A 24,808-nucleotide genomic window follows, 5' to 3' on the forward strand; every position below is an offset into this window, starting at 1 on the left:
TTTCCGAATTGGTAAAGAAAAATCCATTTCGGATAACTTTTCTTTGTAATATTTCAAATTGAAGGCAAATGTTTAATCTTTAAGCAGTGGTCGAAATAGGTGTGTCGCATAACGATTCGCGTTTGCTTCCCCGAAAATGGAGAAGCGGCTTACGCTCTCAATTGTTCAAAAAGTTAATCTGTGTGAAAAGTATGCGAATTCTCTACGCGCTTTCTTTGGGAATTTCGCCGGTCTGTTTGATCAATTCTTCGTAGAGATATCCGTCCATTTCGGCATCAAGAACGTAGATAATTCTTCTTGGATCCTGATTCTTCTCCAAATTAAAGATCGCTTTCCTTCGGTCGAGTTTGAAAGACGGGAGGTCAAATCCTGAAATCCTAAGTTTTCCCATGTTGCTGAAGTTAGGACGGATTGTTCCGATTCTTTCCAGCATCGGACGAATCAGAGTCTTATACATTTCGCGTATGATACAAACCTCGAAGAAAACTTTTTGGTTGGAATCCTGGGTTACGACGATTACAAAGTCCCCTTCTCTGATGAATGGCTGGTTGTTGCAGAGCGATAACCCGATATGATCGTAAAAATCTCGCAACGTTTTCTCATTATATGCAAAAAAGCTGTTATTCAAAATCAACTTCATCGCGACGAGTGGATCATAGGCGTCGCGCCATTCTTGTCTTGTGGTTAAAGACGCAAATTCGCCGGCGATGGAAATGACTCCGATATCATCCATAGGAAGATTGTTTGTAAGAATATTCCGAATTTGTTTTTGTATATCCGCGACCAAGACGGTACGTTTCGGATCGTCTTTGTATTTCTCTTTATAAAGATTGAGTTTTTGTACGAGAATCTTCGGTTGAGGATAATTGTTGTTCATTCCCTCGCCCTTATGAGGACGGTGATGATTGAGAACAAGTGTTTTGATATTATCGTCAAGGTCAGGCATATTCGCCACCATGAGATAACTGATGATCGGATGATTCTTGATGTATTCGAATTCTTCCGTTTTCAAATCCTTCTGAATCGGGATTTTCATCTGTGTATAACCGACATCGGCAAGGTAAGACGACATCATCAGATTCATCTGATCGATTTTTTTCTGCTCCATGTCGACCTTCGTAAAAGCCTTTCCGGCTCTTACTTTCATCGCCATCGAAATCACGGTCCGTTTGGTAAGTACCTCGGAATCCATCGGAACGCCGGCCGCGCTCATCACTTCGATGATGTTCACCAAGCCGTTTTCCATATCGGGAGTGGAGCGAAAGTCTTCTAAAATACCGTCAATGGACTTATTGAGTTGTCGAACCTGTCCGCCGTTAAGGGGAAATTTCTTTAGTTCCGATAAAAACCCAGCCGCATTTTTTGCGAGATCGACTGTCAGTTCTGAGTTTACTAACTTTGTAAAGCTGACTTCTCGACCGTTCACGCTATTGGGACCGGATGCCTGTTTTCCTCCGGAGATTTTTTCGAACTCCGATTTGAGAAAATAAATTCCTTGGCTTTCAAACTTAAGAAGTCTGGTTATATCGTCCCCGTTCGCGTTTTCTTTTTTATGAATTAGAATTTGACCGTTCCTGTTATAGAAGTCTACAGGAATGACACTGTTAATCTTAAAATGCTGGATGATTTCTTCAGTGAAATCGAACTTCTGTAAATCTTTTTGTGCGTCCATGCAATCGTTGCGAAATTGAAATTTGTTTTTAGAAGCGTGTAAGGTTACATAACGTGGAAAAATTCTCTATGAGAAATTCCATTCTCAATCCAATAAAAGGCAGGAATGCACCGTTTGCACCGAATATTTTCTTATGTGACGAAAAAAATATTTTCCAAGTTTACTTCCAAGAAGAATTCAAACTGATCTCTAAAATATTTCTACTCACCCTTTCTTCCAGCGAAGAACCGGCAAACCCGCCACCCTTGGAATCCGAAAGGAGGAACGTATCCTGTGCTTGGTTTCCTGTTCTGTCCGTACGAATTGTAGCGGAATGAATGTTAATTCCGTTTTCTTTTAGAACGCCTGTAACAAAATAAAGGAGTCCTTTGCGATCCGGAGCTTCCAAATACAATTTTGTTCTACTCCCGCCTTCCACGTCTTCGAATTCGAGTTTGGATTCGTTGCTAAGATGGTATGTATTTCTGAGATCGATCTCGCTCGAATGATGAATGATCTCTTCCAGAGCGGAATCTTCCGTAAATACGGAGGACATAAGAATTCCCAATTTGGACGCTTTGATTTTAGAATCAGTCTCTTCCGATTTTAAAGTAAAAACATCGTAGCTGTAGGATTGTCCCTTTTCTTCAATCGTTTGAATGTCTCCGGAAACGATTTCCCAACCCATAAAGAACATCGCTTTCACCATCTTATGAAGAGTTCCTGGAGCCGTTTCGGACGTTTTGAGGGTCACAGTGTAGAGTCCGTTTTCTTCTTTATAGTGAAAGTGAATCATCGGATTGAGCCTACTTACTACCATAATAGTCGGTTTCTAAAAAAACGAGTCTTTTCCGAGGGGATTCTGTCTCTTACCGGGTGAAAAATTCTTGCCTCGGACTTTCCCGGAAAAACAGTCAAAGTAGAGTGGAATTCATAGATATTTGCCGAAAATAAAAGGACAACAATTTCCAAAATGGTATGAAAAGACCTCTCGAATACAACCCGGAGCTGATCCAAAAATCGGAACCCTTACCTCTCGAAAAAGAAAAAGGAACCTCCAAGAAATGGAAAGCGCCAAATCTCAAAAAGGAAAAGCCTTCGTCGGAAAACGAAGGTGCTCCCGGGTTATTGATTTTCGGACTTTTCCGTTTTGTTAAAAAATATAAGGGAAGAATCTTCCTCATTATCGGTTTGCTTTGTTTTGAAATCGGATTTTACGCGAGTATTCCTTTTAGTTTCAAATATCTCATCGACGAAGCGCTCATCAATCGAAATCAAAACGCACTCTATTGGATCGGTGCATATTTAGCGGTGGGAACGGTAACGTTCGCGATCCTTGGAACACTTCGAGATTATTTATACAACTGGGCTTCGTCCCGAATCATACAAGATCTTCGATTGCAGATGTACGAACATCTGGACCAACTCAGTTTGGATTTTTTTTCGAATAATAAACTCGGAGATATTCTTTCCCGTTTTTTTAACGACCTTGCATCCTTGGAACACGCATTACTCGCTTTTATACCTTGGGGCCTTGGTCCTCTACTGGAAGCGCTCTTCGGAACCATTCTTCTTTTTCTTTTGGATTGGAAGTTAGCGCTGATCGCCTTGTTGATCTGGCCGATTAGTTTTTTAGGGCCGGGTTTTCTTTCCAGAAAATCGACCGAGATCAGCTATTCTCGAAAATTGGAAGAAGCACAAGTATTGAGCATGGTGGAAGAATCGATTTCCGCACAGAATCTCATACGCGCCTACGATCTGAGCGATTATTTTTTCAGCAGATTTAAGAATAACTGTGAGAAACTCTTTCAAGTCTCTTTGAGATTGGGACTTACGAATTCGTATCTGGAACGTTCTGCCGGTTCGGGGATTCTACTATTACAAGGAGTTCTACTTTTGGCAGGAACCGCGTTTGCCTATAACAATACTCTGAGCATCGGAACCCTAGCCGCATTCTTACCTCCATTCTTAAATTTGAGTTATTCTCTTCTTTATCTTTCCCAATATCTTCCGGCGCTGAACCATGCGAGCGGTTCTGCAAAAAGAATATTAGAATTATTGCGAGCGCCGGTCTTCGAATCAAATCCGGAAGGTTCCTCGATTCCCGAATTGAAAGAAGAAATTCGTTTTGACAATGTTCACTTCCGTTACAAAGGTCGTTCCAAAAATCTGAGCGATATCTCTCTCACAATTCCGAAGGGAAGTTACACGGCTATCGTAGGCGGCTCAGGCGTAGGGAAGAGCACTTTTATCAAACTTCTATTGGGAATGGTACAACCAAACGAAGGAAGAATTTTTTTCGATGGAATCGATTTGAATTCGGTCTCCAGAAGTTCTGTTCGATCTTTGGTCGGAGTGGTTTTTCAAGAAACCTTTCTCTTCAACACCACGATCTTCGAGAACATTCGGATCGGTAAACCGAGTGCGTCTCTTGAAGAAGTGATAGAGGCCGCGAAGCGAGCGGAAATTCACGAATTGATTCTTTCACTTCCGATGGGCTATGAAACGAACACGGGAGATCGTGGAACCAAACTCTCCGGAGGCGAAAGACAAAGAATCGCGATCGCGCGTGCATTCTTAAGAAATCCCCAGATCCTTCTGTTAGATGAAGCCACTTCTTCTTTGGATCCCGTTACCGAAGCGAGAATTATGAAAACACTTTCCTTGTTGCGAGAAGGTAGAACGGTCATTTCCGTTACTCATAGACTTTCCACGATTCGAGAAGCCGATCAAGTCTTTCAAATAAGAAATGGTAAACTGGAAAGATTTGCGGTTCCGGAACCCGAGCAACAAGCGATGGTTCTCTAAGAAAGCCGTTTCTTACTTGCAATTTTTTTCCGGACTATTTTAGACTTTCAAAATGCTTTTAGTGCCCACATACGTTGCCGATTCCCCCATCGGAGGCTTAGGTCTTTTCGCAGGAAGAGACATTCAAAAAGGTGAATTGGTTTGGAAATATCATCCAAAAACTGTCTGGGTTCTAACGGATCAAGAACTCAATTCTCTTGCGCCGAGCGTTCAAGAAATGTTTCGGACCTATTCGTATCAAACGAACGGAAAGTGGTTCTATTGCTCCGATAATTCCAAATTTATGAATCACAGCGACGACCCGAATACGAAAGAAGACTTTACCGGCGATCACACCGATCCGATGGGACAAGACAGTGCTACTAGGTTCATTCGAATGGGTGAAGAGCTTACTTGTAATTATAAACTCTTCGACGAAAATTGGAACGTTAAACTCGGATCAGCTTCCTAAACGAATTTGCTCTTTTAATTGAATCGCCGCAAGTGCGTATCCGCCGTCCGCCGAGTCGACAAAATGAACCTCACGGACGGATCCTTCGTGCAAAGCGCAAGTCATGAGCGCGCGATCAGAAACGTGATAACCGAAATACAACTTGCCCTCTTTATAAAGACCTTTAAGAAATTCTAGGAACGCCTCTCTGGATTTCGTATCGCAAGCGACTACCATCTTTAGGGTTCCGTCGTATTTTCGAAAGTCGGAAGCGATAATCTGTGACTTTCTCAACTCTCTCAGCTCCATACCGTTTACCTTCGGGCCGAATTTCCATTGTGTCTTCACAGCGAGATTGACCGCAAATCCTTCGAGTTTGATTTTAAGAAATCTTAGAAAGTGAAACAATCCCTTACGATTCCCGGTATGGACCGTCGCTTCTTTGTTAAAGTATTTACCGGTCATATCAACTTTGATCCCTTCCTCGGTCAGAGGATGGATTTGTGTATCGTTACCAAGAAGAACACCGATCTGATCCAAAATTAATTTTAATAGACCCGGATCCGAAGACGCTTGGATCGGATTCAACTTAATGATAAAAGAAACGGTTTCTCCCCGATGGCTCGGAATATCCTGCCAGCGACAGGTAAATCCCGTGAAATCCGGTTTTATCCTTGGCCTATGAGTCAGAGGGATGATATAGGGATTTGTAGAATCGTCGTTCTTAACAAGATTCTCCGCGGCGTCCAAAGCGCTTCCTGTAAGAATCGCTTGGTTATAGAATTCTGAAATTTTAAGTTTACAAAGTTTTAATTCTTTTCCGGACCTTTTGAGTTCTCCAACATTTACGATTCCAGCTCGTAACTTTAATCCGAAATTATTTTTAACGAGATCTCGAATAGAATACAAAATATCCTTCACTCCGGGAAGCACGCTATTCGGCAAAAGTAAGGTCATTCCATCCCCGCCGAATAAAAATGGATAGTCCATGTCGCCCATCAAATTGGAAACTGCCATCGCAGTCACGCCGCCGGCGATATTTACGTCTTTATAATTTCCGTTGCGGATCGCCTCTGTAGAATTCACAACATCCGTAATGATCAAATTCCAATCATCCGGCACCGTGTAGTAGTTAGACGGTTCGATGATTTCAGTAAAAGAAGAAAGAAAAGGAAGATACTTGTAGAAGTTTTCCGTATTGACACCTGGTTTTTTATCGACGGCCTCGATCATCTCATTCACCTAATTGATTTTTTATTTTTAGAATCGGGTTCGTCGTCTGTTTTCCAGTTTTCACAAAAAAAGAAATCGCGACGCGAAGGTTCCATCCATCCCGAACTTACATCTGTTCAACAATCGTATCGAACAAAAGAGGAGCCTATTCTTAGACGTTCTTGAAAAATTTACACTTATTTTTTTTGGACAGAAAAGCGGACGTCAAGTTTTAGAATCCACACAAAAGGCTTTCGCTGTGCCCACAAAAGAAAACTAAGATACCTTTGGATCAACTTTTGAAAAAAAGCAAAAGGTTCTGCGTGGCACTTCGTTTCCCGAGTTCCCGAACTTTCCAACGGACTTTTTTAATGTTGAAAGAAGTTTCTGCCTTTTCATTTTTTTGGAAAAAACGAAGTACATCTTCTAATTCAAAAACTTAGAAACGACTCTCGGACTCGAACAGCGAAAGTTCGCCTCTACAAAGACTTTTGCGACGCGATTCGGAAAGAATCGAACGAAGTGAAAGAATTCGTTTTAAAAAGAATCGAATGCGGACATTGAATTGAGTTTAAAGGAGATAAAATTTTTCCTTACAAACGCGATGCAAAATCAAAGAACATCCTCAGAGTGGAACACGATTTATATTGCGCGAATTCTGAGTTGCTCCCAAAACCGCAAAAGAAAATGGCAATAGTCCCTACTAGGAACTCGAGTTTCTCTTTTACCTCTCGTGAAAGGAGGAGTTCCTACTCTACAAGGTTTTGGACCGGCTTCTGAGAAAAAACCGATATTGGAAACGATCGGAAACCTTGATCAATAATCGATTTTTAAATCTTTGATCTTCTTATCCAGAGTGTTTCGGTTGATTCCCAAAAATTTAGCGACTCTCGTTTTTGTATATTTGAACTTTTTCATCGCATATTTGATCAAACGCGCTTCTACTTCTCCCACAACAACTTCGATTGCACGCCCGTCCAGAGCATCCAAATGTGAGGATGAAAATCGAGAATTTGCGATTTCCACGGACGCTTCCGAATCACCAACTTCCGGATCAAAGTCTTCATCACCGTAGAGAAGTCTTCCGTTGATCTCCGAGAAATCTTGGATATCGAGCATTTCTAATTGGGAAAGAACGACGGCACGTTCAATTACGTTCTCAAGTTCACGAACGTTTCCAGGCCAGCTGTAATTCATCAAAAGTTTATGCGCTTCTCTGGTGACACCGTTGATTTTTTTCCCGTTTTCTTCGGCATATTTTGCGATGAAATGATTGATCAAAAGAGGAATGTCGTCCGCTCTTTCTCGCAAAGGCGGGGTAACCATATTGACCACGTTGAGTCGGTAGAAAAGGTCCGGTCTGAATTTTTTTTCTGAAATAAGTTCTTCGAGATTCGCGTTTGTCGCCGCGATGATCCTAACATCGATCTTCTTCGGTTTTACGGAACCGACGGCTTCGATTTCTTTTTCTTGGAGAACTCTTAAAAGTTTGGACTGTAGATTCAAATCCATCTCGCCGATTTCATCCAGAAAAATCGTTCCCGTATCGGCCATCTCAAATTTCCCTTTTTTATCCGCGACGGCTCCGGTGAAGGATCCTTTTTTGTGACCGAAAAGTTCGCTCTCTAATAGATTCTCCGGAATTGCCGCGCAGTTGATTTTGATAAATGGTTTATCGGAACGGGAAGAATTATAATGAATCGCAGATGCAATCATTTCCTTACCGGTTCCGGATTCTCCCGTGATCAAAACCGAGGCGCGAGAATCGGAAACGAGATGAATCATCTCGAATAATTTCTCCATCGGTTTCGATTTTCCGATGAGGGATCCGAACTTATATTTGTTCTTCAATTCTCTTTTTAGAAGAACGTTTTCTCGCGAGATTTCCCTTTTTTCCTCATCGATCAGTTTTTGAATCCGAATCGCTTGATAAATGATGGAGGCAACTACTTGCAAAAAATCTAAATAAGTCTTTAAGTCGATGTATTTTTTGTGAACAAAGTAAACGCTCACGACTCCTAAAACATCCGTATCCGATTTGATCGGAGCCGCAAGAAAACTAACGTTCTCTGGATTGTTTTTAAAATGGGCGGCGTTGCCGACACGATTCAAAAAGTTTTCGTCGTTTGCGATCGATTCTACGATGATCGGTTCTCCGGTCTCAAAAACTCTTCCTGTCACACCTTCTCCGGGAAGATAAACTCCCTTCTCCATTTCTTCCGCAGTTAAACCGGAAGCCGCTTCTAATTTAAGAATGGCTTTCTCCGGTTCAAAGAGGACGATACTTCCTCTTTCTAAGTTGAGAGATTTTTCCAGACGATCCATGATATCTTCAAAAATTTCCTGAAGGACCAAAGTGGAAGTTACGGTTCTCGAGATATCGATGAGAACTTGTTGAATCTTATTCTTCTGTTCAAGTTGTCTGAAAATCTGTAAGTTCTTAAAGATCTGAGCGGCTTGGTTCGCGAGCGTGGATATAATTTCGAGATGTTCGTCGTTGAACGCCCCTTTACGACTCGAATCCAAAGAAATAACTCCGATGACCACGTCTTCCACGATCATAGGGACCGCGAGCTCGGACATAATATCGTCTTTTATAGAAATGTAATGTGGATTGGCCGTCACGTCACTTACGATCATTCCTTCTCCGGAAGCCGCGACGATACCGGTGATTCCTTCTCCGACTTTAAGTTTTACTTTTGTGCGGATGGAAGGATTCATCCCTCGAAACGTAACGATATCGAGGAGGTTTTCTTTTTCATTGATGAGCATCAACGATCCGGAACCAACTTCGCAGATCTGAATACAACGTTCCAAAATCAAATCCAGAAGTTTGTCCGGATCCAAAGTGGAATTCATCGCAGTCGCAACTTCTTGTATAGATCTTAAGGGACTCGGCTTCACATATCCTGACATGCTTAAAATTTTTGCGATTTGATGCTTTTGGGGTCAATCGATTTTTTTTACTTCGCTTAATTTTAGAGCGTCTTTTTTGTGTTTATTTGTAAATTATTTGTATCATAACAAACCGTATTTTTTATAATTTTACGTCTATGGCCTGTGCATTTTGCTCAGAATTTAAAACGCCCGATGGTTTGTTTCGGAATGGACGTTTTTTCTGTCGATCATGCGGTCGTGAATGGATTTTAGAAAAAAGAAAGAATCCTCGTCTTCAACCCCCAACGGATACGAATTTTAGTAACGAGATCCTTCTCGAGTTTTTATCTCTTTTCAATACAAGCCCTAACCTCGGTCATCTTCTGGAAAGTTTCACTTCGCTCGCTTTTTACAAGCTAGGAATCCCCGGAGTGAGCGTCATGATCTACGAACCTCGTCTGGATCGAATGACGGTGATGTCCGTGAAAAATCAAAAATCATCTCTTTCCCGGGTCGCACAACACTTTGAGATCAAAAAGGGCGAAGACAACGGCCCACTAACGGAATGTATCGAACACTGCAAATCCATTTACTACAAATTCGCCGATCAAAAACACAAACACTTCAAACAATACGCGAGACTCAATCGAACCGTAGCCGCACTTGCGGTTCCAATTCATCTCAATGGAGAAGTTTTAGGAATCATCACCGTAGATTATAATCGAGACGATCCGGAAAAAGCCGAAAACGATCGATACTTTCTGGAACTTCTCGCGGCGCAATTCGCAGTAACGCTGAAAAATAGAATTCTATTCGAAGTGTCGCAAACACAATCTCGGAATTTTCGATCTCTTCATTCTGCGGCGCTTCGACTTTCGTCCTTGGGTTTTAAATACAAGGTAGAAATCTTTCGAGTCATTCTTCTTTCCTTAACCGAATTCTCGGAAAACGATTTGTATTCCCTTTTCGAATGGAACAAGGACAATCATACACTCTTCGGACATTTTCTGACCGGAAATATTACAAGTCCTGAAATTAGAATGGATGTCGATATGGCGAGGCAATCCACATTTAAGATAAGAATTCAGACAACGGATAAGGAGACCGAAACGGTAGGAGACATCAAAAGAAGAATTTCTCGAAAAGAACTCGAACCGATCCCTGGTGAACTGTCGATACCGGTCAAACGATATGAATTTTTTCTAAAGGAAGTTTTCGAACTCACTGATTCCAAACTCGCCCTTTCTTCCGATTTCCCGGAATTGGAAAAATTCGGAATGTTGGGCTTGAACCTTGCAATCCTTCCCGTAGTTCACACGGATAAGTCCGATATCGTAATCATCCTGGGAAAAAGAAAGGATCGTCATTTTAATGCAGAAGAATTAGAAGTTTTGAATGCGTTTTCGATTCAGGCGGGAATCTCGATTCAGAACTATCATCTTTTCGATCAAAGGGCTCAAAAGGAAAGGCTCGATAAAGAAATCGAAATCGCAAAAGAACTCCAAAAATCTTTACTTCCTCGGAAAATGCCGGAACACGGAGGTTATGAATTTGCGGGAACGATGGTTCCCGCGAGAGGAGTCGGCGGAGACTACTACGATTTTATTACGGATCCATTTAACACCGAAACGGTGATCTGTATCGGTGATGTAAGCGGGAAAGGTGTTCCTGCGGGAATCGTGATGGCGACTGTTAGGACGATCATTCATTCTTTGGTTCGCAAGAAGGTAAGTCCTTGGGACATCGTTAACACTGTAAACACCTATATCTTTCAGAATTACAAGGAATCCTCTTCTCCTCGATTTATGTCTATGACGGTCATTAAGTGGGAGATGAACCGGAACGAGTTTCAATTCAGCGGTGCAGGACAAGGAACGTTGTATCTCCTTAGAAACTCTACAAAAAAGATCGAAGAAATTCCGACGAACGGAATAATCTTAGGAATCGATCCGGACATATCCAAATTCGAAAACATAAATCAATTTAGAATGTTACCCGGAGATCTTTTGATCATGTGCACGGACGGGGTTTTAGAAGCCTCGAATCAGGAAGGAATTCAGTTCGAGACGGACCGATTCAAAAAATCCATTCTTCAATTTCAAGGGGAGCCTTTACAAGCGATGTTGGACGGAATCGTTTCTGAAATTCGCAAATTTACCGGTAATCAAGAACAGATGGACGATATTACTCTTGCCGCAATCCGAAGGATCCGATAGAACTGCTTTTGCATAACCTATGAGAGATAAGATCTCCGAAACAACACGAAAGATTTTCGAATCTGCCTGGAATAGAATTCAACCTTTTCAGGATATGATTTTATCTCGCCCTGCAATCATCTCATATTCGGGCGGAAAAGATTCTTCTCTACTTCTTCATTTTTACTTTTGGCTTTGGATTGAGAAAAAAATTCCCGCACCTTGTATTTATCATTTGGATCATTCGATTCGGTTTAACTTAGATCAGGAAAAGAAAATTCTCGATTATGCGGAAAGTACGTTCCCATTTCCGAGAATGTTTAAAAAAAAAACGTTCCTGTCTTGTCTCGTAAATTAGGAAAAACGATCGAAGAAACGGGAAGAGCGTATCGATATAAGGATCTGGAAAAAATTTCCGATCAGTACGGCGGCTACATCGTTACAGGGCACCATTCTAACGATTATTTAGAAACGATCCTTCTCAACTTGATTCGAGGCGGAGGATGGAATTCTTTTCGAACCTTAGGTTGGTATGAGAAGAATCGATTTCGTCCTCTATTCGCCTTTTCTAAAAATGAAATTCAAACGATTTTACAGACGGAATTTTGGCCCGTTTTTGAGGACGAGTCGAATGAGAGCGATGAGTATCTTAGAAATAGAATTCGAAATCATATCGTTCCGCTCTTGATTCAGGAAGGCGCTGATCCGGATAGAATTTACAAAAACTTTCACCGAATGGAAAAGCCTGTTTCGGGAATTCTTCGACAGGAACTCGACACTCGAAAAATTCCCACTTTTTTGAAGATCGACGTCTGGTTGTTAAACGACTTGTCTCATCGGGAAAGAAAATTCTTCTTAGATCGATATCTGCGTTCCATGAATTTACATCCTTTAACGCGGAATTTTTTCGAAGACTTAAGCGATTGTCTTCGAAGAGAAAATTCTTTCGGTATAGAAAACAAAGAGGCTTGGTTTTGGAAATCGACAGGCTCGGATCTTTACTTGATTCCTAAAAATTCATTAGCCCTGAAAGAGTTTCGATTCGATCCAAGAGAAATGCTCTTACGTTGGAACGGAAATCAGAAAAAGATTCCACCCGGATGTGTTCCTGATTTTTGTCTTCCGGGTGCAAAAATTCGTAAAAACGGGATGAGCGTGGAGATTTCAGAGATCTTTCGGCAGAAAGAGATTCCGGTTCCGGTCAGAAAAATGCTACCCATTCTTTACGGGGAAGGGAAAGTTGATGTGATCTGTCTGAGTCTATGGGATCCAAGGATTAGCGATATCGTAGCCGACAGAGAAAAGGAAATATTACCTGACTTTCAGGAGCCCGGAAGATGAACGAGGATCCTCAAAAAAAGGACGAGCCATTTTTCAAAGACGTAGAGTTTAACTCGTCTTATGGCGAAGCAAGCAAGATCCCTTCCAAAGGGATCCCTCAGATTGCATTTGCCGGTCGTTCAAACGCCGGTAAGTCCTCTCTTCTCAACGCAATTCTTGAAAGAAAATCATTAGCCAAAGTTTCCTCCACTCCCGGTAAAACAAAACTTCTTAACTTTTTCTTCGTAAATCGATCGATTTACCTGGTCGACTTACCCGGCTTCGGTTACTCCGCCAATTCTCATAAAGACCATGAAGCGATGATGGATCTTTTAATGGACTATTTGAATCACGCGAAGGATTTGAAATCCTTATTCTTAGTTTGTGACGCGCAAAGAGATCTTCCGGAAGAAGAACTTGAATTGATCGGAACTTGTTTCGAAAGGAATATTAAACCGGTTTTAATACGAACAAAAATTGATAAACTCAACCAGAGCGATTTATCAAAGTTAAGAAAGAAAATGAAGAACATTCATGAATTATATCCGATGCTGGAAACCGTTCTTGTTTCGAATAAATCAGGGAAAGGTCTCCCAGAGTTACGAAAGATCGTAGATTCTTTGATTGGAATGGTCGGAACTCCAACAGAGCCTTTTTCGGAAAGAATCGAAGAAATTTCTTAGATAGGAATTTAAGCCTTCGTATCGATTAGTTTTCCAACTTTATCGGAAGTCCCCGTGCTTAAAAGTTTCAAACTCAATCTGGTTTGTTTATCCATCAACTCGTGAAACGTATCCAGAGTATCTTCTAAAATAGACTTTAGTTTTTCCTGATTGAGAGACATTTCCAGCTTTCTCTTTCTCTCTTCCAATTCGACTTTACGAGCTGACCGAATTTCATTTTCGGTTTCGGATTCCTTTTCAGACTCAAAGGTTTTGAGTTCCGATTCCACCCGACGAATTTCAGAAAGAATTTGTTTTTCTTTATCTTCCAATTCGGATTTGGATGTTTCGGCTTTCTTGTCTTTTTCGACTTTCTCTTTTTCTTGAGGAGTTTCCGTTTCGGCGAGTTTCTCTTGAGTCGATTTTTCTTCCGATTTTTTTACGGTAACCGCTTCTGTTTCCCCGGAAACGGCGACTAATTTGCCGTTTCGAAACTCGTAGTGAATTTTCATATTCAAAGAACGAATATCCGCACGATCTCTCATCGCTTCGGAACGAAATTCAGCCACGTGACCCAACTCATGCGAGATTACGTGTAGAACCGACGTGGACGCTGGAGAACTCTCCAATTGACCATGACCTATATAATGCAACGATTCATCTCTTGGAATTCCAAGTTGCATTCTATGTTCGCCACCGATTCTCATTCTAATACTAGTGTCGGCCGCAACAAACCCAAGTTAAGGGCTCGTTATAAAATATTTCTAAAATTTAAAACCGATCCAATTCTTAGATAAAAAAGGTTTAGAAACGTAAAACAAAAAGGCTTCAATCGACGGAAGCGATCTTATTCAAAATTTCTACAATAGCCGCGTCGGAAAGATCGTGAAATACCAGGCCGTACTTATATGTTTCCTGAACCAAATCTCTGCGAATGATATCCGCTTCAATTTCGATAGAAAGTATAGGCGACATAAATCGAACTCGCTCACCAAGAAGAATTTCTTCTCTTGAGCTTATCGAAGCTCCGATCATACTGATATCTTCCAAATTTCCGAGGATCTCGTTTTTTCCAAGAATCATCTTCACTAGGTTGTTCTTACGAAAGCGTTTATAAAAGCGCTTATCGGATAGAGGATCGCTAGCAGTTTTTTTTTGTTGTCCCATCTCAGTTTGCATAGCGCATCCAGAATAACTCAATTCGACTGAATGAAAAGAAAATTTTTAGAAAGAGATAAGAATAAGATCACAAAACTCTCTTTTGAAAGTTTTTATATCGAAAGGTGTATAAAAATAAAAACGATTCTTAAAGTGAAAACGAATCGTTTTCACGGCCCAGAAAAACTTTTAGATTAGGAGAAGAACCGGATTCTTTTTGAAAAATTTTTAGAATCTCTTCGTCTTTATGATCCGGTTCGTGGTGTGTTAATACCAAACGATCGACTTCCAAAATTTCACCGCATCGAACCGCAACTCTTCCGGAAGTATGTCCCCAGCCGACCTTCTTTTCCGCTTCTTCCGTGCTATATTGAGCGTCAATGATGAGCATATCCGTCTTTCCGAAGGATTTTCTTAAGTCTTGGAACTCGTCTAAATCCGGTTCTTGCACCTCGACATCGGTGCAAAATAGGAAACTTTTCCCCTGCTCCTCAAATCGAAAGCCCGTGCAGTTCCCAGGATGTCTAAGAAGAAACGGAGTAATCTTTACGGAGCCGATTTCCTTCTCTTGATTCTTTTCCAAAAGATGAAAGATTTTTTTTGACATCATTCCGGAAAGTGGAAGCGGAAAATTTTCCTCGTTTTGTTGTCTTTCGAACCTCTCTTCAAGATTCGGAATGGTAGAATAGAAGTGGATTTCCACATTGGGAAAGTAAGCCGGCTTAAAAAACGGCCAACCCTGAATATGATCCCAGTGTGTATGCGTGATCAGAATGTGAATTTTATCTCCAGGTTGAATGCCTTCCGAAAGAAGATCATTTCCTAACTGACGAATTCCTGATCCGCAATCGATAACATAACGATCTCCGGATTGAGCTTGAATATAAACGCAAGTAGTATTACCGCCGACTGTTCTGGATAGCGATGGGTCCAAAGAATCGAAAAAGTCTTCTTCCGAAAAACTTCCATTCTTCCTCTGGATCTCCGTATGAGCCGCTTTCAGAATTTTGAGGATTTTTTCCCGATATTCGGATTCGCTCAATGGGGTGGGAAGAGAACCCCGTACGCCGTATAGTTTTACTTTCACTGTATTAGATTAGACAAACGAAATGTGTAGAATTCTCTGACGGTAACCCATGATCCAAGATCTCGAACAAAAACTTTGGTCGATTGCAGGAGGGATTCCGTTCGCTTCTGAATATTTTTTACAAGCTAGCCCTGTAAGGAAACTGAAAAAAGAAAATTTATTCCCAAAAGAATTCGAGACATATTTTTTAGAACTCGGCTCGGGTTGGGGAGAAGTCGCGATCGCGATGGCCTTGGAAAGACCCAACACCGGCTTCGTTCTCATGGAGAAAAAATTCGATCGAATTCGGCACACGATGCGCGCAATCGAAAGGAACCGACTCGAAAACGTAAAAATTCTCTGTGTTAACTTCAATTGGTTTTTGGAGGATGTCTTCGAAGAGAACGTTTTTTCGGAAATTCTATTAAACTTTCCCGATCCTTGGCCTAAAAGAAGACATCATAAAAAAAGAACGATGAATTCAAAATTCCTTCGTTCTTTGCAGATCCTTCTCCCCGAAGGAGGAAAATTTTCCTTCGCGACCGACTACGGCCCCTATGCTAGAAAAGCAATTCGTCTTTTCCGAGATTCCAGTTCATTTCGACCTGAACAATTCGAACTAAGATTGGAAAGGTCGGAGATTCCCGTCTCTCACTTTGAAAGAAAGAAACGGGAAGAAGGGAAAAGAATTTACTACATCGATCAGATTCTGATTCAGAAATGAAGAAATTCTCGATTTCAACGATAGACTAAAGAATAGATTTTTCCTTCCTCATCTTTGAGAGGATACGTCCAAAGCGGCTTTCCATCCAAACCGTAACGAATCGCTTTTCCGGATCTAAAAAGTACGATGCTATCATCCTTTTTGCCGGGAAGAATTCCCTCGATATCCGTTGATTCTACGTTAAACGAAATTAACTTCAAGGAACCGGATTCTACTCGAAAGATGGTTTTTCCGGAATGAAACCAAAGATATGGAGACCGAACCACGAAAAGGGAAGCGGCTTCCGTCGGAAGATCGACCGATGCAACGTTCTTGTCGTCGAGGGAAACGATCTTTTTACCGGAGAGAAAAAAGATTCCGGTTTCATAAGCGCCCAGATAGCGAAGATCTCCCGTTCCTTTTTGTTGAATTTTTCTCACGTTTAGATCTTTTAAAGAAGAATCAAAAACCTGTGCCTCAATTCCATTCTTACCGCTCACGATGAACACAGAACCGGATTTAATTCCGGACCAGAAAGATCCTTCGAAAACAACGGAACCGTTTTGTTCCAGTTGATCGGAGTAGCTATAAATCTTAGAATTTTTACCGGAAACCACTTCGACCAAAATATTTTCCCCGGAAAGCGCCGCTTTTCTAACTTCGCCGGAAGGAAGTTTCGTTTCTCTTAATAGGAGTCCCGTTTTGAGATCCAATACTTCGATTTTCTTTTCGGAGATTCCCACTAATCTTTTGTCGGCGAAGATAAATTTCAAAGGAGTCGAAGTTTGAATTCTCCAATTTCGAATTCCTCTATCCTTGTCCAGAGATTCGACGCTCGTTCCATAATTCAAGATTACCGAATTGTTGATTAGAATCGGAACCCCGATCAACTTCCCTCTACTTTGATACGATTGAAGAATCACCGGATTATCGTCGTCCGCGATAACCAATCTTTCCGCCTGACTTGCGTAAGACGAAGTTGGGAACTTCTCCGCGATTTCCCTGCCCAAATCCAGAACTTCTTTTTTAATCGCGGGAACGGCTAATTTTGTTTTTTGCTCCGAAAGAATTCGAATCAGCGCGAAAATATTTCTTGCGGTTCTTTCCAATTCCAACGCTCTGCGAATTTCCTTTTCGGCCTGATCAAAATCTCCGCGCTTATAGTAAATGTAGGAAAGCTCGTAATGAGCATCCGGAAAGTCAGGATTCTTTTGGATGATATCCTTGAAGATGGTTACGGCTTCGTTATATAGATTATCATTGAAAAGAATGATTCCGATATTGTACGGGGCGAGTTCGTTATCGGAATCTTGTTGCATCGCGGCTTCAAATTCCTCTCTCGCAAGTTTCTTATTGCCCGCGTGATAGGTAGAAATCCCTTTTCCGATTCTTGCCGCTACGAAGTCCGTATTGAGAAGAATCGAACGATCAAAGGAATCGATCGAGGCTTCGTATTTTTTCTTTTGAAGATGGATAATCCCCATCTGATAATGACTATAATAAGAATCCGGTTTTTTCGAAAGAATCTCTTTAAAACCTTCTTCCGCCTTATCAATCTCGCCTTTTCTTAATAGGAACGCATAAATCGCCTCGCGACTCTGCAAATTTCTAGTTCCTTGAGGAGGGTTTTCCAACATGGAAATTCCCTTTTCTTCATTTCCAAGCGCAAGATAACATTCGGCAATCTTTACATAGAGCGTCAACTTTCCCGTTTTTTGAAACGCCTCCTGATAAAGTGGAATCGCCTTTTCGTAATGAGCCGTTTCGAAAAGTTTATTCGCCTTTTGGATTGTCGGAATTACAGTCGCGAACTTTTGATTTTCTTGAATCGTTTTTCGGGTTTCCGCGATCTCAGGAATATCCTTCGATAATTTCTCAGCCTTACCGATCCAGTTAATCGCCGAATCATGATTGTTCTTCTCATTTTCCTCAAGAGCGATTTTATAATACAACATCGCCAGACGAAAGTTTACGGCCTCATTGTTTGGAAATTTTTTCTGAAGATTCTTATAAACCGATTCGGCCTTTTCGTATTCTTTCTTATCTTCGTATGTCCTTCCCAAAACGATCGCGGCAGATGGATCATTTCCGGTTAGATTCTCCAACTCCTTTGTGTATTGATTCACTAAGTTGTGATTCTTTTGGGACGAATAAAGTCGGATCAGACCTTGCAACGCCGGAATATTTTGTTTATCTATCGAGAGCGCCTTTTTGAAATTTTCTTCGGATGCTTTGTGTTCTCCGGCAATAAAATGCAAACGACCGAAAGCGTTGTAAACGGCCGGTTCTTCAGCAGAAGCCTTCTTTGCTTTTTCATAAAATACCTTCGCTCCTTTTGTATCACCTTTGCGAAGATGTCGATCGCCTTCGTAGATTTGCTCCGAAACATCGATAAATGCGATGATATGTTTTTTTTCAGCTTCCGCTTTTAAGGAATCCGCCTCTTTTCTCGCGGCCTTATATCGATTTTCAGCGATCAAGAGGAAGACCAAGTTGGTAACCGGTTCCGCAAACGTAGGATCCAATTCCTGAGCACGTGTAAAATACACAAGTGCCTTTGCCGGTTCACCCAAACCTTTCATATTCAAACCCATTTGGTTTTGAAAGATTGCGTTGTTCGGGAACAAAGCGGTCGCCTTTTCTAAAACCGCAACGGATTTCCGGAAGTTTCCGGTTTTGTAATGAACGGCCGCAATTCCGGAAATTGCTTCGGGATAATCCGATTTTAAGGAAAGCGAAGATTCAAATGCCTTTAAAGCGGCTTCATATTCTCCGAGAAGAATTTTTGAGTTTCCGAGAAAGATATACGGCGTCGGATTTTTTGGATCGTTCTGAACAGCCGTCTGAAAGTAATTCGCGGCTTCTTTATAATTCTTGCGACGCATCGCTTGATTTCCACTTTCTAAAGCGGAAGCTACGCGTGTAACGGACGCGGACTTCTTCGCCGAAAGCAATTCCGGATCGTTCTTCCTTGCTTCCTCGAAATACGCCTCGGCTTCCTCGTATTTTTTTAACTGAACTGCCGCGTCTCCGAGTTGCATATTCAACTGAGCTGGAAACGCAAATTCTTTCGCGGGAATTTTCTTAAGAGTAGAATACGCTTCTTCAAATTTGTTTTGATTCTTTAATAGAACGGCTTTTTTGAATGAATAATTGTATTTATCTTTTACCGGTAGCGATTCCAGCCTTCCATACACTTCGATCGCATTTTCATTTTTGCCTTCCGCGGTATAAATGATGCCTAACGTCAGAAGGATCTGTTCGTTCTCCGGATCGACTTCCGTTCCTTTTTTCAAAGAAAGAAGAGCTTCCTGATTTTTGCTCAGTTTATATTCGGAGATCCCGGCCAAGTAATAACCGGGAGCCGTTGGATAAGTGTTGATCGCGAGATTGGCTTTTTCTAGGGATTTTTCGAAGTTTCCTTTTTGGAAAAAAGAATTTCCATCATTCAAAATTTTGGAAACCTTTTTCAACTTTTCACGTGTTGCGGCATCCTTTTCCAAAACTCCGTCTTGAGTTTGTGATTTTCTAAAATCCTTACTCGAACAATTTACGAAAAATTGCCCGCCAATCAATACGAGAACGAGGATCGATATAAGATTACTTTTCATGAAATTCAAACCTTTCATTTATATCCTTTGTATTCTATCTGAAGATTTTTTAACGGAGAACGTTTGGAAAATTTTTCGCCTCTGGTGAGAATCGAAATTCTCCAAACACCGGAAGATTCTATCGTGTCTTCCAAAACTTTCGAGTAACCGAGATAGAGACGAATTTTACCTTCCTTCGTATCCGTGACGATTCGAAACGGACGACCTTCTTCTTTTTCCTCTTTAATAAACTTATACGTACCGATATTGGCTCCGGTAGAAGGAAAAGAATAAAGACTCAATCTTTCTTTTTCATATTCTATGCTGACCGTTTTTTTCGCCGTGTGAAACGAAATCGCAGAAATCCCGGAATCTACCTCGGAACTGACCGGAATGATTCCGCGAATCTCAAGACTTTCCGGAATGAACGGAGCTGAAAAAACTCCGAACCAACCCGGAGGCAGTGTAGAAACATTCTGAAAATCTAATGTATTCCCGGAAAGGGCTTGAAATCCCTTTTCGCCTGACAACTTCCAAAACTCCGGTTCAGAAACCAAGTTGCCGGTCTTATAAGGAAGTGCGATCTCGGTGATTTTGTCAGCGTCCACAATCAGTTGGCCTTCATAGTAAACGAGAGGTCCGTTTTCCGTATCCCGCACCAATTCCAATTGAAGAGCTCCAGGACTCAGGTTGCTTCGATAGAATGGAGTTTCACCGGTTCTAAACCCGTCGAGCGCGACCTGCAACGCATCCGGGAAGCTTAAGATCCGAAGCCCGCCCAAGGTTCTATCTTCTTTCCACTCTTGATAGATCGTAACCGTTTGACCGGAACGGATTTGAATCGACTTGTTGATGTCTTTTTGTCCTGGCCGAGTGATTTGAATCTGCTGTAGGCCTTCCGGGAGCGGATAGTTCCGAAAGGAAGCGACGCCGATTTTTTCTCCTTGGAATAAAACTTCCGTATCTGCGGAAGAAGCGCTAAAAGACAAATAACCTTGGACGGATTTTTTTAAGATAGAATCGAGTTCGCCTGAACTCAGCGACTTTTCCCAGATAGGAACCAGAGAAGATTTCGGATCTAATGCAAGAACCCCGGATCCGTGTTTTAAATAAAATACTTGATTGACCGGCGTTTCTGTTTGAGCCAAAGGAGGTTGAAAGGAACCGCTAACGTTTCCGTACACGATATCTTTTACAGGATCGGCGACCTTTTGACTTACGATCCATTTCCCTCCCGACTCACGAATATCGGTTCGGACCACTGCGTCGACTTTTTGTCTTTTCAATTCTTCGGCCAATAAGGAAAGGTTCAACCATACGTTATCCGAAATTCGGACTTGTTTTCCCTTTACTTTGGCCCAAATCAATCGGACTTCATCGGATAAAAACGCAGATAACTTTGGATCCATATCCTTTGGGAAGTTGATCGGAGCAAAAGCGTAAAGCGGAATTAAATTTCCCGCTTTTCGAATTTTATAATCCGTATCGGAACTGTTTGTGAGAATGACTTCTTCCTCTTTGAGCGCCTTGTAGGTCGGCTCTTGTAAAACCGAATTGAAATTTTCAATTTTTTGAACCGAGGAACAATCGATAAGAATCAGCAGAAGGGAATAGGAGAGTAAAAGAACTCTGAAAGGTTTAAAAATAAATTTCATAATTATTCAATTATTTTCCACCAAGTTGAATGAGAAATCCAGTATAAAAAATTTCACGGAATGGATCATCCGTAATTTTAGAGGAACGGATAAAAATAAAAAAACCGGGGAAAAAATCCCCGGTTTCGCACCGAATTCAGGGTAAGTTGAAAAACCTAGAAGGTTTCTTTCGGATTTAACTTCAACTTTTCCTTTTGTACATCTTGTTGAACGTATTTCGTCTCGTTCACGGCTTTCGCGGTCTTGGTTACTTCGTCCGCGTGGTTGCGAGTTGCTTCGCGTTTTTGAAATTCAGCTTTAACTTCTTCTACCGAACCGGATTGACTCAGGATTTTGAGTTCTTCGCTGGAAGATTTGAGTTCTTCCACAAGTTTTCCGTATTCGAACGTTTCATTTTTGTGAAGAACGATGAGTTCTTTCATTTCAGTGAGAGAATCTTTTTGCAGAGAGCGGATCAATTTATCAGTGAGTTTTTGATTCTTCTCGATTCTCAATTCTCTATTCTTACTGAGAATGACTTCGGACGATTCTCCTTTTTTAGAAACAGCTATGCTTCCTTCAATGACCGCAAAACGAACTGTACAATTTTCTTTCGCACAATTGACTTTCGATCCCTCAGGTCTTTCCACGGAAGTTAGGAACGAAGTTCCACGTACCCCCGCGAGGGCAGTCGGAGTAGAAACCGTAAACTCGGTATTCTTCTGGCCCTTTTTCACCATGGTTACGATCTTTCCGTAGTTTACTTGAACGTTCGTATCGGATCCGTTTGGATTCATAAGGTTGGATATTTCAATGTCTGAATTCTTTGACATTTTGATAATACCGCTGTCCGCTACCATGATTTCAGCGCCGCCATTCGATCCGGTCACGACACGATCGGTAGCCCCCAGGGCAACACCCAACTCCGCCTTTTTCTCGCCGGCTTCGGAAAGAATTTTTACATCACCAAGAACCCAGACGATTCTCGCAACGGCTGTTTCGGATTCAGTTTTAACCTGATCGCTACCGGATGATTTATTTGTGCTACATGCCATCAACAAGGCCAAAAGACCGTAGCTAATTGTTATTAATAGAGAACGTTTCATATTACCCCCGAACAATAAAAGGATGCACCTTTACCAATAGACTTACAAGGAAAAAATTGCAAGAATTGGAATTTAGTTATATCACAGATAGAATGAAATTCCATAAAAAACGGAACAAACGGATTTCTAAACTACTTTTTCTTTGGTTTTTCAGGCTCGATTGAAATATCGTCCAATTCCTCTTCGAGTTTACATTTCGGATAGTTATCGATCGGAAGACTGGTTCCAACCCAACCGAAGGCCTCTTGCGCCGTTATGACGTGAATATCCCATCCCATTACGATATTAGGACAAGTCCAAACTTTGTTTTTACAGAGTACTTGGCTTGATTTCGGTTTCGGATAGGCCCATGCGGAAGGAGGAAAAAAGCATTTCATCTCGACTTCGGCGATCTTTCTCAGTCGTTTTACGTTGGTTTCGAATTCTTTAAAAATAGCGACCAAAGGATTCGCTAAAAGTTCGTCGAAGTATTTTCGCGAGGTATTGTATGCGATGTAGTAAACCAATTCTTCCATCACATAATCCTTGTCAGTTGCGTTGTGACTAACGTTCGCAATGTAACGCGCGAGTTTTAACGCATCGGTAAGTAGAGCTTGAAAGAAATCGTAGGCCTTTTCCGGAATGGCATCGTCCCTTTTTGCGGATTGGTTGCTATCGCTTTCCCCATCGTCCGATAGAATATCCTCGAAAAAGGTTTCATCCGGAGTTTCAGGCGTTAACTTTTCAACCGAAATCGGTTTTTCCGGGTTATCGGTCATCCCCAACGGCATATGACTTGCGATAGCCGGGTAGGTGAATTCTTGAAGATCTAATTTTTGTAATATATCCGCACAGGCTTTCGCAACGCGAACTTTTTCACTGTCTTCCGTGGGAAGTTTCGTAAATTTGTCCACGTTGATTCTCGGAATGTCCATAAGGATTCCGGCTGTAAACGCGTAACGTCGTAGTAATCGAAACTTCATCGTATCCGGAATCATTACGATCCCCAAAGATAGAAGGCCGAGTTCACTAATGTATTTGAAAAAATTTACGTTTTGTACATAGGCCTTTAAAAGAGTAAGCACCGTTTTTTTGGAATTTAGAGAATTTCTAATGATTCCTTTGTAGTTGTAGATCGAATTCTCATACATGAATTTTAAGAATTTCATATCGGAAACTTTCAGTTGATCCACAACTTTGATCGCAAGAATATTCTGAATTTGTTCCAAGAGTTCTTTGTTGAGTTTAACGTCGAATTTCGGATTGTATTGCCCTTTAATGTCTCTTAGGCGAGCTAAAGCGGATTCCTTGACCTGAACTTCCTCTTTTACGAGTACGTTTCCCGAATTGTCTTCAATCGGAGAAAGAAAACGAATCATCGAACCCGTTTCGAATTCTTTCGTAAAATCGATGAGATCATCGATGGAATCAAACTCAATACTTGAATGGGTGACTTTCATTTTGAAATTCTATCTCTCCGGGTGACTCTATGTGGATTTTCAAGACTTGCAAGCATAGATTCGAGACTTTTCTTTCTTTCCAAGGTAATACGATCACTTTCTAATGCGTGAATCATCGCGCAATTGGATGAAAGTATGCAACAATTTGATTCTTCACAATTCTTTTTTTGACTCGAGAGTTCCGGAAAACTCTCCATGATTTCTTCCTTTTTTAAGTGAAGAATTCCCCATTCTTTGATTCCGGGAGAATCGATCAGAGTAGTTCCATCCTCTAAGGCGATCAAAAGAGAATTGGTAGTCGTATGTTTTCCTTTATCCTTTGAGACACTGATTCCGGACGTTTTTTGAATTTGTTTTTGAGTCAATAAATTGAGTAAAGTAGACTTACCGACTCCCGAATTTCCAACTAAGAACGTAGCTTTTCCTTGCAGATATTCCTGTAATTCCGGAATCCCCTCGCTCGTTGTACACGAAACTCCGAGAACTTGATATCCTAAATCGCGATAAACTCTGAGACGAAGTTCGGCTTCTTCTTTCGAAACTAAATCCAATTTTGTGAATAATATGAGAGGTTTCGTTCGAGACGTATAAACCGCGGCAAGACAACGATCGATAAAACCGTCTTTGGTCTCAGGAGATTTAAGAGAAACCAACACCGCAGTCTGATCCGCATTCGCGCAGAGTACTTGCGTATCCCCTTCCCGACTCTTTCTCGTGAGAAAGGATGTTCTTTCCATCCTTTCCGAGATCACCCAATCCTGACCGGAGGAGGGTTCAGCAAGAATACGATCTCCGACCACGAAGGGATGTCTTTCTTCAGCCGCAATCGTACGCAACTTCCCTCTTAAAAAAGCCCTTACCGTTCCTCGTTCCGGAGAATAAATTTCATAGTAAGCTCCGTAAACTCGAGAAATGGTAAAAAACTCTTTGACTGTTTTATCCTGATCTAACATGATT

General features: G+C 41.4%; 17 protein-coding genes and 1 pseudogene. 6 read left to right on the forward strand and 12 right to left on the reverse strand.

From position 1 onward, the window contains the following. Positions 1 to 202 precede the first annotated feature (202 nt). Positions 203 to 1,672: an HD-GYP domain-containing protein gene (locus DLM75_RS02175; protein ID WP_118966903.1), complete on the reverse strand. Its 1,470-nt coding sequence runs from the start codon at positions 1,670 to 1,672 to the stop codon at positions 203 to 205. 160 nt (positions 1,673 to 1,832) lie between these two features. Then, complete coding sequence (locus DLM75_RS02180) at positions 1,833 to 2,447, reverse strand: ACT domain-containing protein (protein WP_118967933.1); 615 nt, start codon at positions 2,445 to 2,447, stop codon at positions 1,833 to 1,835. Positions 2,448 to 2,629: 182 nt separating this feature from the next. Between DLM75_RS02180 and DLM75_RS02185 the strand changes: the two genes are divergently transcribed. Beyond that, positions 2,630 to 4,459 carry an ABC transporter ATP-binding protein gene (locus DLM75_RS02185; protein WP_118966904.1) on the forward strand — a complete coding sequence of 610 codons (1,830 nt, stop codon included), beginning with the start codon at positions 2,630 to 2,632 and terminating at the stop codon, positions 4,457 to 4,459. A gap of 52 nt (positions 4,460 to 4,511) precedes the next feature. Beyond that, on the forward strand, positions 4,512 to 4,910 hold the full coding sequence (locus tag DLM75_RS02190; RefSeq protein ID WP_118966905.1) for an SET domain-containing protein: 399 nt from the start codon (positions 4,512 to 4,514) through the stop codon (positions 4,908 to 4,910). Here the strand turns inward: DLM75_RS02190 and DLM75_RS02195 are convergent. Next, complete coding sequence (locus DLM75_RS02195) at positions 4,899 to 6,122, reverse strand: DUF3095 domain-containing protein (protein ID WP_118966906.1); 1,224 nt, start codon at positions 6,120 to 6,122, stop codon at positions 4,899 to 4,901. The genes DLM75_RS02190 and DLM75_RS02195 overlap by 12 nt on opposite strands. 795 nt (positions 6,123 to 6,917) lie before the next feature. Continuing rightward, positions 6,918 to 8,960, reverse strand: a complete 2,043-nt coding sequence (locus tag DLM75_RS02200) for a sigma-54-dependent Fis family transcriptional regulator (protein ID WP_167731721.1) — start codon at positions 8,958 to 8,960, stop codon at positions 6,918 to 6,920. Positions 8,961 to 9,418: 458 nt separating this feature from the next. On the opposite strand from DLM75_RS02200, the gene DLM75_RS02205 reads away from it, so the two are divergent. The 3 genes and pseudogenes from DLM75_RS02205 to yihA all read left to right on the forward strand — a co-directional run bounded on the left by DLM75_RS02205 (position 9,419) and on the right by yihA (position 13,176). Continuing rightward, positions 9,419 to 11,194 (forward strand): SpoIIE family protein phosphatase, encoded by a 1,776-nt coding sequence (locus tag DLM75_RS02205; protein ID WP_429945424.1) that lies wholly within the window; start codon positions 9,419 to 9,421, stop codon positions 11,192 to 11,194. Positions 11,195 to 11,213: 19 nt separating this feature from the next. Next, positions 11,214 to 12,514 (forward strand): annotated as a pseudogene (gene tilS, locus DLM75_RS02210) (tRNA lysidine(34) synthetase TilS). Continuing rightward, positions 12,511 to 13,176, forward strand: coding sequence for a ribosome biogenesis GTP-binding protein YihA/YsxC (gene yihA / locus DLM75_RS02215; protein WP_118966909.1), 666 nt, complete (start codon positions 12,511 to 12,513; stop codon positions 13,174 to 13,176). Before tilS ends, yihA begins: the two are co-directional and overlap by 4 nt. 8 nt (positions 13,177 to 13,184) lie before the next feature. Here yihA and DLM75_RS02220 read toward each other — a convergent pair whose 3' ends face one another. From DLM75_RS02220 to DLM75_RS02230, 3 genes are all read right to left on the reverse strand, one after another. Further along, on the reverse strand, positions 13,185 to 13,862 hold the full coding sequence (locus tag DLM75_RS02220; protein ID WP_118966910.1) for a hypothetical protein: 678 nt from the start codon (positions 13,860 to 13,862) through the stop codon (positions 13,185 to 13,187). A 121-nt stretch (positions 13,863 to 13,983) separates the two neighbouring features. Further along, a complete protein-coding gene (locus DLM75_RS02225; RefSeq protein WP_118966911.1) occupies positions 13,984 to 14,334 on the reverse strand; it encodes a PilZ domain-containing protein in 351 nt (116 codons plus the stop codon). A 127-nt stretch (positions 14,335 to 14,461) separates the two neighbouring features. Continuing rightward, the gene (locus DLM75_RS02230; protein WP_118966912.1) at positions 14,462 to 15,400 is read right to left on the reverse strand and encodes an MBL fold metallo-hydrolase; all 939 of its coding nucleotides are present in this window, start codon (positions 15,398 to 15,400) and stop codon (positions 14,462 to 14,464) included. A 49-nt stretch (positions 15,401 to 15,449) separates the two neighbouring features. Here DLM75_RS02230 and trmB point away from each other — a divergent pair, with 49 nt between their 5' ends. Further along, the gene (gene trmB, locus DLM75_RS02235; RefSeq protein ID WP_118966913.1) at positions 15,450 to 16,103 is read left to right on the forward strand and encodes a tRNA (guanine(46)-N(7))-methyltransferase TrmB; all 654 of its coding nucleotides are present in this window, start codon (positions 15,450 to 15,452) and stop codon (positions 16,101 to 16,103) included. Positions 16,104 to 16,117: 14 nt separating this feature from the next. Here trmB and DLM75_RS02240 read toward each other — a convergent pair whose 3' ends face one another. The 5 genes from DLM75_RS02240 to rsgA form a co-directional block, all read right to left on the reverse strand. Next, complete coding sequence (locus DLM75_RS02240) at positions 16,118 to 19,711, reverse strand: tetratricopeptide repeat protein (protein WP_118966914.1); 3,594 nt, start codon at positions 19,709 to 19,711, stop codon at positions 16,118 to 16,120. Beyond that, positions 19,708 to 21,327, reverse strand: a complete 1,620-nt coding sequence (locus DLM75_RS02245) for an LIC10124 family lipoprotein (RefSeq protein WP_118966915.1) — start codon at positions 21,325 to 21,327, stop codon at positions 19,708 to 19,710. The genes DLM75_RS02240 and DLM75_RS02245 overlap by 4 nt, the downstream gene beginning before the upstream one ends. 155 nt (positions 21,328 to 21,482) lie before the next feature. Then, positions 21,483 to 22,412, reverse strand: a complete 930-nt coding sequence (locus DLM75_RS02250) for a FecR family protein (protein ID WP_118966916.1) — start codon at positions 22,410 to 22,412, stop codon at positions 21,483 to 21,485. A gap of 131 nt (positions 22,413 to 22,543) precedes the next feature. Next, a complete protein-coding gene (locus tag DLM75_RS02255) occupies positions 22,544 to 23,851 on the reverse strand; it encodes a hypothetical protein (protein WP_118966917.1) in 1,308 nt (435 codons plus the stop codon). Further along, the gene (gene rsgA, locus DLM75_RS02260; protein WP_118966918.1) at positions 23,848 to 24,804 is read right to left on the reverse strand and encodes a ribosome small subunit-dependent GTPase A; all 957 of its coding nucleotides are present in this window, start codon (positions 24,802 to 24,804) and stop codon (positions 23,848 to 23,850) included. The genes DLM75_RS02255 and rsgA overlap by 4 nt, the downstream gene beginning before the upstream one ends. Positions 24,805 to 24,808 lie beyond the last annotated feature (4 nt).

The sequence above is a fragment of the Leptospira stimsonii genome, from assembly GCF_003545885.1.
Taxonomy (GTDB): Bacteria; Spirochaetota; Leptospiria; order Leptospirales; family Leptospiraceae; genus Leptospira; species Leptospira stimsonii.

Coding starts and splice junctions, on each gene's coding strand:
- DLM75_RS02175 (WP_118966903.1), bottom strand. CDS start 1,672: ATGGACGCACAAAAAGATTTACAGAAGTTCGATTTCACTGAAGAAATC.
- DLM75_RS02180 (WP_118967933.1), bottom strand. CDS start 2,447: ATGATTCACTTTCACTATAAAGAAGAAAACGGACTCTACACTGTGACC.
- DLM75_RS02185 (WP_118966904.1), top strand. CDS start 2,630: ATGAAAAGACCTCTCGAATACAACCCGGAGCTGATCCAAAAATCGGAA.
- DLM75_RS02190 (WP_118966905.1), top strand. CDS start 4,512: ATGCTTTTAGTGCCCACATACGTTGCCGATTCCCCCATCGGAGGCTTA.
- DLM75_RS02195 (WP_118966906.1), bottom strand. CDS start 6,122: ATGATCGAGGCCGTCGATAAAAAACCAGGTGTCAATACGGAAAACTTC.
- DLM75_RS02200 (WP_167731721.1), bottom strand. CDS start 8,960: ATGAATTCCACTTTGGATCCGGACAAACTTCTGGATTTGATTTTGGAA.
- DLM75_RS02205 (WP_429945424.1), top strand. CDS start 9,419: ATGATCTACGAACCTCGTCTGGATCGAATGACGGTGATGTCCGTGAAA.
- yihA (WP_118966909.1), top strand. CDS start 12,511: ATGAACGAGGATCCTCAAAAAAAGGACGAGCCATTTTTCAAAGACGTA.
- DLM75_RS02220 (WP_118966910.1), bottom strand. CDS start 13,862: ATGAGAATCGGTGGCGAACATAGAATGCAACTTGGAATTCCAAGAGAT.
- DLM75_RS02225 (WP_118966911.1), bottom strand. CDS start 14,334: ATGCAAACTGAGATGGGACAACAAAAAAAAACTGCTAGCGATCCTCTA.
- trmB (WP_118966913.1), top strand. CDS start 15,450: ATGATCCAAGATCTCGAACAAAAACTTTGGTCGATTGCAGGAGGGATT.
- DLM75_RS02240 (WP_118966914.1), bottom strand. CDS start 19,711: ATGAAAGGTTTGAATTTCATGAAAAGTAATCTTATATCGATCCTCGTT.
- DLM75_RS02245 (WP_118966915.1), bottom strand. CDS start 21,327: ATGAAATTTATTTTTAAACCTTTCAGAGTTCTTTTACTCTCCTATTCC.
- DLM75_RS02250 (WP_118966916.1), bottom strand. CDS start 22,412: ATGAAACGTTCTCTATTAATAACAATTAGCTACGGTCTTTTGGCCTTG.
- DLM75_RS02255 (WP_118966917.1), bottom strand. CDS start 23,851: ATGAAAGTCACCCATTCAAGTATTGAGTTTGATTCCATCGATGATCTC.
- rsgA (WP_118966918.1), bottom strand. CDS start 24,804: ATGTTAGATCAGGATAAAACAGTCAAAGAGTTTTTTACCATTTCTCGA.